This is a genomic window from Mycobacterium sp., assembly GCF_049683355.1.
In the GTDB taxonomy this organism is placed as follows: domain Bacteria; phylum Actinomycetota; class Actinomycetes; order Mycobacteriales; family Mycobacteriaceae; genus Mycobacterium.
Genome location: NZ_JBAUJB010000370.1, coordinates 1 through 8,661, shown reverse-complemented (window position 1 = coordinate 8,661; position 8,661 = coordinate 1). Strand labels below are relative to the sequence as shown.

At 68.7% G+C, this 8,661-nt stretch carries 7 protein-coding genes and 1 pseudogene; 4 read left to right on the top strand and 4 right to left on the bottom strand.

All coding sequences use genetic code 11. From position 1 onward, the window contains the following. Together WA944_RS21145 and WA944_RS21140 are read left to right on the top strand one after the other, a co-directional pair. A pseudogene (locus WA944_RS21145) lies at nt 1-482 on the top strand (DUF58 domain-containing protein); the annotation flags it as partial. After that, nucleotides 479-925 carry a hypothetical protein gene (locus WA944_RS21140; protein WP_526647319.1) on the top strand — a complete coding sequence of 149 codons (447 nt, stop codon included), beginning with the start codon at nt 479-481 and terminating at the stop codon, nt 923-925. The pseudogene WA944_RS21145 and the gene WA944_RS21140, both read left to right, overlap by 4 nt. Here WA944_RS21140 and WA944_RS21135 read toward each other — a convergent pair. Next, nucleotides 922-1,212: a hypothetical protein gene (locus WA944_RS21135; RefSeq protein WP_526369839.1), complete on the bottom strand. Its 291-nt coding sequence runs from the start codon at nt 1,210-1,212 to the stop codon at nt 922-924. The genes WA944_RS21140 and WA944_RS21135 overlap by 4 nt on opposite strands. Before the next feature lie 279 nt (nt 1,213-1,491). Continuing rightward, entirely contained in the window at nt 1,492-3,495 is a 2,004-nt protein-coding gene (locus WA944_RS21130) for a M13 family metallopeptidase (protein WP_526369841.1), read from the bottom strand. A 40-nt stretch (nt 3,496-3,535) separates the two neighbouring features. Between WA944_RS21130 and WA944_RS21125 the strand changes: the two genes are divergently transcribed. After that, nucleotides 3,536-4,114, top strand: a complete 579-nt coding sequence (locus tag WA944_RS21125) for a hypothetical protein (protein WP_526369843.1) — start codon at nt 3,536-3,538, stop codon at nt 4,112-4,114. Continuing rightward, a complete protein-coding gene (locus WA944_RS21120; protein WP_526369845.1) occupies nt 4,111-4,800 on the top strand; it encodes a hypothetical protein in 690 nt (229 codons plus the stop codon). The genes WA944_RS21125 and WA944_RS21120 overlap by 4 nt, the downstream gene beginning before the upstream one ends. A gap of 79 nt (nt 4,801-4,879) precedes the next feature. Here the strand turns inward: WA944_RS21120 and WA944_RS21115 are convergent, their stop codons facing one another. Continuing rightward, a complete protein-coding gene (locus tag WA944_RS21115; protein WP_526608370.1) occupies nt 4,880-5,380 on the bottom strand; it encodes an XRE family transcriptional regulator in 501 nt (166 codons plus the stop codon). After that, a complete protein-coding gene (locus tag WA944_RS21110) occupies nt 5,377-8,304 on the bottom strand; it encodes an MMPL family transporter (RefSeq protein ID WP_526647318.1) in 2,928 nt (975 codons plus the stop codon). The genes WA944_RS21115 and WA944_RS21110 overlap by 4 nt, the downstream gene beginning before the upstream one ends. Between the last annotated feature and the right edge of the window lie 357 nt (nt 8,305-8,661).

The window sequence follows — 8,661 nt, the reverse complement described above, 5'->3', positions numbered from 1 at the left end:
CGCAGGTGGTGCAGAGTGCGCTGCGCTTCGGCGACCGCGCCGGATTGGTCGCGCTGGGCAGCAGGAGCACCCGCTGGCTGGGCGCCGACATCGGGCAGCGGCAGTTCTATCGGATCCTCGACACCATGCTCGGCGCCGCCGACACCTTCCAGACCGCGGCGGGCAGTCTGGCCCCGAGGCCGGCCCTGCCGCCGGGCGCGATCGTCGTCGCGTTCTCCACCATGCTCGAGACCGAATTCGCCCTGGCGCTGATCGACCTTCGCAAACGCGGACATGCCGTGGTCGCGGTCGACGTCCTGGAGGACTGCCCGGTCGAGGGTGCGCGCGATCCACTGGTCAACAGGATGTGGACGCTGCAACGCTCCTTCATGTACCGCGACATGGCCACCGTCGGCGTCGACATCGTGGGCTGGCCGGGAACCGCCACGCTGGACCAGGCGATGGCACTGGTGCCTGACCACCGCAACGGGGTGCGGCGATGAAACTGTTGCTGCCCAGCGCATTCGGCATTCTGATGGTCGGCGCCGCCGGCTACCGGGCTGACGGACCCGCGCTCGCCGCGGCTGCCGCTGCGCTGATCGCGGTGGTGCTCGCGGCGTGGTGGCGGCAGGCGGCCACCGCGGCGGTGCTGCTCGCGGTGCTGACCGTGGTGCTCGCCGAACCCGCCCCGATGTTCACCGCCCTCGCCGGGCTGGCCGCCGCCGGCTACCTGGTGCTGCGGCACGTGCCGGTCAGCGCCACCGCACCGACGATGTTCGCCACCGTCGGCTTCGCGGTGGTCGCCGCGGTGGGGGTGGTGCTACCGGTGCAGGTGCCGTGGCTTCCGCTGGCCGCTCCGCTCGCCCTGCTGGGCGGTTACCTGCTGGCGCTGCGGCCGTACCTCGGGGGTTCGCGGGCCGGGTGCCCGCCAGACCAGCAGTCTTAACTGAAGCCGTTCGCCGAGACCGGTTGGCAGGACGGGCCGGTGTGGGTGTTCTGCGGATCGAAGTTTCCGCCCCACGGGTCTGCGGGATCGATCGCCAACGCCTGCCACCCACGGGACCCGACCCAGTCCGGCCCCGCCTCTTCGGCGGTCTGGCCGGGAACGCCGATCTCGGGAGTCCGGATGCTGGCGGTGCCGAGCGTGCCTTCGTTCGCGACGCAGCGGTCGCTGCCGGAGACCCTTGCCGCCTGCTCGGATCGGACCTGACCGTCCGGCGCCAGCTGGCTCATTGCCGGATCGTTGGGGTCGGCGTGGGCCGGCGCCGTCCCGAAGGTGAGTGCAGCGGCGGTCAGAGCCGCGGCGCCACAACCGAATCCTGCTCTGCGAGAAATAGTTCGCCGACTCGGTGCCATGCGGCCCTGCTTTCTCGTGAGGTCGGGGACGCCCGACGGCCTGGCTGGTCGGAACCAACCGTATGACCGCCGCGGTCGCCGGTCCATCCGCCCAAGCGATCTGGTAGCTGATTGACAGCTCTCAGCCAGCTTGGAACGGCCCCGTGCCCGAGATCGCTAGTTCCAGATGCGCACCCGCCGCTGCGGTTCGAGGTACAGCGAGTCGGACTCGCTGACCTCGAAGGCCTCGTAGAACGCGTCCATGTTTCGGATCACGCCGTTGCACCGGAACTCCGGCGGCGAGTGCGGATCCACCGCGAGCCGGCGGAGCGCCTCGGCCGCACGGGATTTCGTGCGCCACACCTGAGCCCACCCGAAGAACACCCGTTGCTCCCCGGTGAGTCCGTCGATCACCGGTGCCGGTTCGCCGTTGCGCGACAACCGGTAGGCGAGCAGTGCGATCGACAGGCCGCCGAGGTCGCCGATGTTCTCGCCGACGGTGAAAGCACCGTTCACGTGGTGACCATTGCCGCCCGAGGCCAACTCGCGCGGGACGAACTCTTCGTACTGTTCGATCAACGCCTTTGTCCGAGTGCTGAACTCGGCACGGTCCTGGTCGGTCCACCAGTCGACCAGGTTGCCGTCGCCGTCGTACTTGGCGCCCTGGTCGTCGAATCCGTGTCCGATCTCGTGCCCGATCACCGCACCGATCCCGCCGTAGTTGGCGGCGTCGTCGGCGTCGGCGTCGAAGAACGGCGGCTGCAGGATCGCTGCGGGGAACACGATCTCGTTCATGCCCGGGTTGTAGTACGCGTTGACGGTCTGCGGCGTCATGAACCACTCATCCCGATCGACCGGGCCGCCGAGCTTGGCCAGCTCGCGTTGATGCTCCAGCTCGTAGCCGCGTCGGTAGTTGCCGTAGAGGTCGCCGCGGTCGATGACCAGCGCCGAGTAATCCCGCCACTTGTTCGGATAGCCGATCTTGGGGGTGAACTTGTCGAGCTTGACCAGTGCCTTCTCGCGGGTCTGCGGCGTCATCCATTCCAGCTGGTTGATGCTCACCCGGTAGGCCTCGCGCAGGTTGGCGACCAACTCGTCCATCCGGGCCTTGGCCTGCGGCGGGAAGTACCGCTCGACGTACACCCGGCCCAGCGCCTCACCCATCAGGCTCTCGACCAGCGAAACACCACGCTTCCAGCGGTCGCGGATCTCTTCGGTGCCCGACAGTCTGCGTCCGTAGAACTCGAAGTCCTCGGCGACCAGCTCGTCGGTGAGCAAGAACGCCCTGCGGTGGATTACGCGCCAGCGGGCCCAGTTCTTCCACGTCTCGAGGCTTTCGCCGCCCCACAGTTCGGCGAAGGCGGTCAGGAAGTCCGGTTGGCGGACCACGAGCTCGGCCGCCTGTTCCGCGGTGGCACCGAGGCCGGTGAGCCAGCCGGTCCAGGCGAAACCGGGGGCCTCGTCGGTCACCTCGGCGAAGGTGCGCAGGTTGTAGGTCAGATCGGCGTCGCGCCGCTTGACCACATCCCAGTGGGCGGCCGCGATCCTGGTCTCCAGCGCGACGATGCCGGCGGCGGCCTCCGCGTGGTCCTCGGCGGTGCCCCCGTGGACGAGGGCGAACATCGCCGCGATGTGGCGCGGGTAGGCGGCCAGGACCTCGACGTGCTGGTCGTCGCGGAAGTACGACTCGTCGGGCAGCCCGATGCCGGACTGGCTCAGATGCAACAGGTAGCGGGACGAGTTCTTGGAGTCGGTGTCGACGTAGAGGCCGATGCCCCCGCCGATGCCGGTGCGCTGCAGCGTCCCGAGTACCCCCGCGAGCGCGTCGGGGGTGTCCGCGGCGTCGATGTCGGCCAACTCCGCGAGCAGTGGCGCCAGGCCGCGTCGGCGGATCGTCTCCTCGTCCATGAAGCTCGCGTACAGATCGCCGATCCGCTGCTGATCGGTGCCTGCAGCGGCCTCGGCATCTGCTGCTTCGGTGATCAGATCGCGGATCTGCTCCTCGGCGCGGTCGTACAACGTGCGGAACGCTCCGTCGGTCGCCCGGTCCGCCGGGATCTGGTATTCGGTGAGCCACCGGCCGTTGACGTGACCGAACAGGTCGTCCTGAGGCCGTGCCGTGGTGTCGATGTAGTTGAGGTCGATGCCTGACTTGGTGTCGTGATTCGCTTCTACCGTCACCCCCACATCCTTCCAGAATCGCCCGGGTACCCTCACGCGCATGCCCGACGATGAGCAGGATCCGCAGTCTGGCGGGATCTTCAGCAGCTATGGCATCGCCTCGGCGGTGCTCGGGGCGGTGGCGGTGGCTGCGGTCGTGCTGGCGGCCCTGATCTGGACACAACACCGCGGTCACACCGCCGAACTGCGCTACCGCACGCAGGTGCTGCAGGCCGCCGCCGAGTGGACCAACGTGCTGATCAACATGAACACCGACACCGTCGAATCCGACCTGAACACCCTGCACGAGGGCACCGTCGGACAGCTCAACGCGGACTTCGAGGCGACCGTGGAGCCCTACCGCAAGCTCGTGCAGACCCTCAAGGCGAGCACCACCGGTCAGATCGACTCGGTCGCGCTCGAGACGATCCATCACGACCAGCCCGGCGCCTCGCGCGCACCGCAGCAACCGGAGTTGGTGTCGTCGGCCGCGCGAACCGACACGGTGATGGTGGTCGCGACCTCAGTCAGCGAGAACGCCGGCACCGAGGAGCGGCAGACCGTGCGCTGGACGCTCCGGCTGGACGTGTCCGACGTCGACGGAGAGCTGCTCATCTCCGGTCTGGAGCCGATTCGATGAGGAACCGGTTGCGGGTGCTGGCGTTCGACCTGCTGGCCCCGGCCGCGGGCGTCGCCGCGCTGATCTACATCGGTGTGGTTCTGGGCTGGCCGCTGTGGTGGGTCTCGGCGTGCTCGGTGCTGTGCTTGCTGGTGCTCCAGGGGGTGATCGTCAACTTCGTGCTGGCACGTCGGGACGCCGTCACCGTTGGCACCGATGACGACGGGGCCGGCCTGCGGCTGGCAGTCGTCGGCGCCGCGACCGCCGCGCTGGTGGCGGCGGTCGTCATCGGTTACACGCAGTGGACGCAGCCGGACCGGACGCTTCGCGCCGACGCCGCCGAGGTGGCCGGAATCGCCAGCAGCGTCGCGGAGGCGTCGGCGACGTTCACGCCGCAGAACCCGACCGGGTCGATCGATCGTGCGACCAGCTTGATGACCCCCGAGAGCGCGGACCGGTTCAACAACGAGTTCGCGGCGGTGGCAGAGGATCTGGCCGGCAGGAATGTGTCCGCGCAGGCGGCCACGGTGTCGGCGGGAGTGGAGGCCATCGGCCCGGACGCAGCGAGCGTGGCGGTCATCCTCCGGGGCACGCAGTCCGCGCCCGGGCAGCCGTCGGACACCGCCGTGCTGGCGCTGCGGGTGGCGCTGTCCAAGGTCGACGGCCGCTGGCTGGTGCAGGACGTTGCGCCGATCCACTCGCGCTAGGGACTGCTCGCGAAAGTGAACCCACGGTTGTGTCCGAGGGGAGAATCGCGACCAGGAACACTATTCCGCGGGGAAGGGGTCAGGCGGGGGGTGGGTTGCGCATCTTGGCGAACCGCTCGGAGAGCCGGCCCATCCGGATCATCAGCGACGCCTGAGGGCTGACGGTGCCGCGCAGGTAGGTCGCGAATTCCTCGGCGGGCACGCCGATGCGCGACGCGAACTCCTGCTCGCCGAGTCCCGACCGGTCCAGCAGCAGGTGCACGTGCCGGGCCACCTCGGCGCACTCGTTGGCCTCGAGGTGTTCGCGGGTGCGGACCAGCACCTCGGACATCGCCCGGGACACCCCGTACGGTCTTGCGGTCTCGAGGACCTCCTCGACCTGGCGTGCCGTCCTGCCGAACGGGTCGCGCTTGATCGCCACCACGATGCGCTGCCACACGTTGAGGTCGTCGTTCTCCAGCGCGGCACGGATCGCCGCGGTCGGCCAGAACTCCACCGGTCGGTCGCTTGCGGCCGCAGCCCGGTTGCGCGCGGAAGACTTATCGCGGTCTGTGCCCCGAACCTCGGAGGTCACCGTCACCTCGCCTCCTCCAGCATTGCCACCGCCACCGAGAGGCAGCGCTGTCTGACTCGGGCCCACTCAGTCTCCGCGTCGGCGCCGGACAGCGCGACATCGGGTCCGTCGGCGGGCCGCGGATCTGCCAGGCGGCGCACCAACTGGGTGGCCACCCAGTGCGTGCGTGCCGGTGGACCAGAGTAGTACCGGTCCATGCCGGCGAGCACTTCCGCCGCGGTCTGGATGTCCATCGAATCGACCAGCTCGGCGAACTCGGCGTAGTCGCGGGCGGCGTTGCGCTCCATGATCAGGAAACTCTTGAGGCGGACGGTCTCGGCGCCGGTCGGGATCTGCAACCGGTCGCCGGTGGGCAGCAGCACGTTGGTGGTCTCCATCGGGCTGGTCCGCGCCAGCGGCGCCCGTCCGGTGTCGGCGTCCTCGAGTGTGGTGCCGCTCTGGACGGCCAACGCGTCGAGCGCGACGTCGAGCCGACCCCGCCACATCGTGACCGGATGCTTGGGGAGTTTGACCGCCACCGTCTTGCCGTGTGCGCGGTTGGACACCGCCACGGTCAGCGCGCCGTCGTCTCTCAACCGGGTGCTGCCGAGCACCTTGCGCGGCTGACATCCGCTGAACACCAGCGGGTCTGCCACCGTGATGGCTTGCGGGGCCAGGGTCTTGAGCTTCGCGGCGGACTTGACAACGGTGCGCAGGTCCGAGCCGGACGGTGCGAGCGCCGAGATGTCGTCGGGAATGATGACCAGGTCCCCGATGTCGGCCTTCGGCAGCGGCTTCTCGAAGTCGACCGACGGCAGGATGCGGTTCAGCCAGCGTGGCAGCCACCAGTTCCATTCGTCGAACATCGCCATCAACGCCGGCACCAGCACCAGACGCACCACGGTTGCGTCCACCGCGATGGCCACCGCGCTGGCCACGCCGAGCTGGGCGACCAGCGGCATACCGGCGAAGGCGAACCCGATGAACACCGCGATCATGATCAGCGCGGCGCTGGTGATGGTGCGCGCACTGGTGCTCACGCCGTAGGCCACCGCATCGCGGGTGTTGCCGGTCTGCAGGAAACGCTCCCGGATGCGGGTCAGCAGGAAGATCTCGTAGTCCATCGACAACCCGAAGGTCAGCGCCAGCACCAACGGCGGGATCGTGCTGTCCAACGACGAGATCTGCTTGAAGCCGAGGTCAGACAGCCATCCCCACTGGAAGACAACCACCAGGCTGCCGTAGGCGGCGCCCACCGACAGCACGGTCATCAGCACGCCCTTGAACGCCAGGAACACCGACCGGATCGCGATCAGCAGCATCACGAAGGCAATGAGCGCGACGAAGACGAAGACCAGCGGTTGGGTCTGGGAGACCTTGTCGTCGAAATCGTTGATCAGCGCCGTCGGTCCGCCGACGTCGATCCGGGCGCTGCCGTCGGCGACCGGTGGAAGCTGTTCGCGCATCCAGTCGACGGTGTCGCGGGCTCCCGGATCCTCCGGGTCCACCGACAGCACCGCCGAGAGCAGTGCACTGCGGTAGTCGTTGCCGAACACCGGCGGCGACACCGACACGGTGTTGGGCGCCTGGGCCATCCGCTGCCGGACCGACTCGAGAAGCGGTTCCTTCGCCGGCGCCGAGGCGGCGTTGCCGTCGGGGAACGTCACCAGCACCCGTACCGGGCCGAGTGCACCGGGACCCAGCGCCTCGGCTGCCGCGTTCACCCCGCCGCGGATCTCGTGCGTCGGGTCGAACTGCCGTTGCATGCTGTTGCCCAGCACCATCGAGAACGCCGGCGCGGCCAGGGCGAGCAACAGGGCGGCCGCGGCCAGCGCCGACACCCACGGCCGGCGCATCACCCGGCCGGTCCAGCGGGACCAGAACCGCGACTGGGTGGCTTCCGGGCGCCGCGACCAGTGCAGGTACGACGACCGCTTCGCCGCGGCCCGGCCGAACGCCGCGAGCACCGCCGGCGTCAACGTCGTCGAGGTCAGCACCGCGATGGCGACGGCGAGGATGGCACCGGTGGCCATCGACTGCAGCACCGGGGTGTTGATCAGATACAGGCCGGTGACCGAGGCGATCACCGTCATCCCCGACAGCACCACCGCAAGGCCCGACGTGGCCATCGCGGCGTCCGCGGCATCGGCGGGCTCGCGCCCGGCGCGCAGTTCCTCGCGGAACCGCATCAGGATGAACAGGGAGTAGTCGATGGCGACCGCGATGCCGAACATCGACACCGTCGACGTCACGAACACCGACATCGTCATGTACATCGACAGCAGGTAGACCAGCCCCATCGTGACCGCGACGGTGCAGATGCCCAGGAGCAGCGGCATCGCGGCGGCGGCCAGCGAGCCGAAGACGGCGAGCAGGATGATCAGGACGATCGGCAGGTTCCACTTCTCCGCCTGCGCGATGTCGTCCTTGGTGGCCAACGTGGCGGCCGCCCCCAGCGCGCCCTGACCGATGACATAGAGACGGACCTTGCCGTTCTCCATCTCGCCCGGCTCTTCGCCGTCGATCCCGACCTTCTCCCGCAGTTGTTTGGCGACGTCGACGGCGCCGGTGTTCTCGAAGTCGAGTTGCAGCGTGATGACGTACGGCCGGTCCGGCCGGGGCGGGGGCTGTTGCGGGTTGGGCATCACCGTGACGCTGGGAACCTCGGAGGCCAGCCGCTCCAGATGGGCGACGGCCTCGTCCATGTCGGTGAAGGACGCGTCGGCCCGGGGTGCGGCGACAAGCGCCAGCGGCGAGGCGCCCTGGTCGGGGAACTGTGCCTCCAGCTGGCGCTGGACGTAGAGGGACTGGGAGCCCTCGACCTCGAAACCTCCGCCGGTGAGATGGCCGGACTGGTTCATGGCCATGTACACCGAAGGGATCAACAGCAGTACCCACGCCGCGAACACCGCCCAGCGATATCTGCGCAGCTTGCTGCTGATGCGCATCATGAACTGCTGGATGGGAACTCCCCACTTTCTCCCCGGCGTTTCGTAGCGCGAGCGTACAGCAGCAAGCTGTAGGGTGACCGCCCTCGTGAAGCCCCTGCCAGCGTTGCTTTAACCGCCTCTAATACCCGCGCCATCGCCGGCTCGATTGGTCAGCCGGACGGACGCGATGGCACTATGTGCGCACGAGGTTTCGGCGTCGGGGATTCTTTGCTACTGACCGCAGCGAGTTTGCGGGCCGGTAGGGCGTACGCAAACTGTTAGCGCCGATTTCCACGCAACTGGTTCGGGGCAAGGGGTCAGGTGATTTCGTAGTGGAGGGTGCGGTTTCCCCACCAGGGGACTCGGGTGTCTTGGGGG

What these genes read in the sequence shown, in the direction of transcription:
- WA944_RS21140 (WP_526647319.1), top strand. Translation starts at nt 479, where the DNA reads ATGAAACTGTTGCTGCCCAGCGCATTCGGCATTCTGATGGTCGGCGCC.
- WA944_RS21135 (WP_526369839.1), bottom strand. Translation starts at nt 1,212, where the DNA reads ATGAGCCAGCTGGCGCCGGACGGTCAGGTCCGATCCGAGCAGGCGGCA.
- WA944_RS21125 (WP_526369843.1), top strand. Translation starts at nt 3,536, where the DNA reads ATGCCCGACGATGAGCAGGATCCGCAGTCTGGCGGGATCTTCAGCAGC.
- WA944_RS21120 (WP_526369845.1), top strand. Translation starts at nt 4,111, where the DNA reads ATGAGGAACCGGTTGCGGGTGCTGGCGTTCGACCTGCTGGCCCCGGCC.
- WA944_RS21110 (WP_526647318.1), bottom strand. Translation starts at nt 8,304, where the DNA reads ATGATGCGCATCAGCAGCAAGCTGCGCAGATATCGCTGGGCGGTGTTC.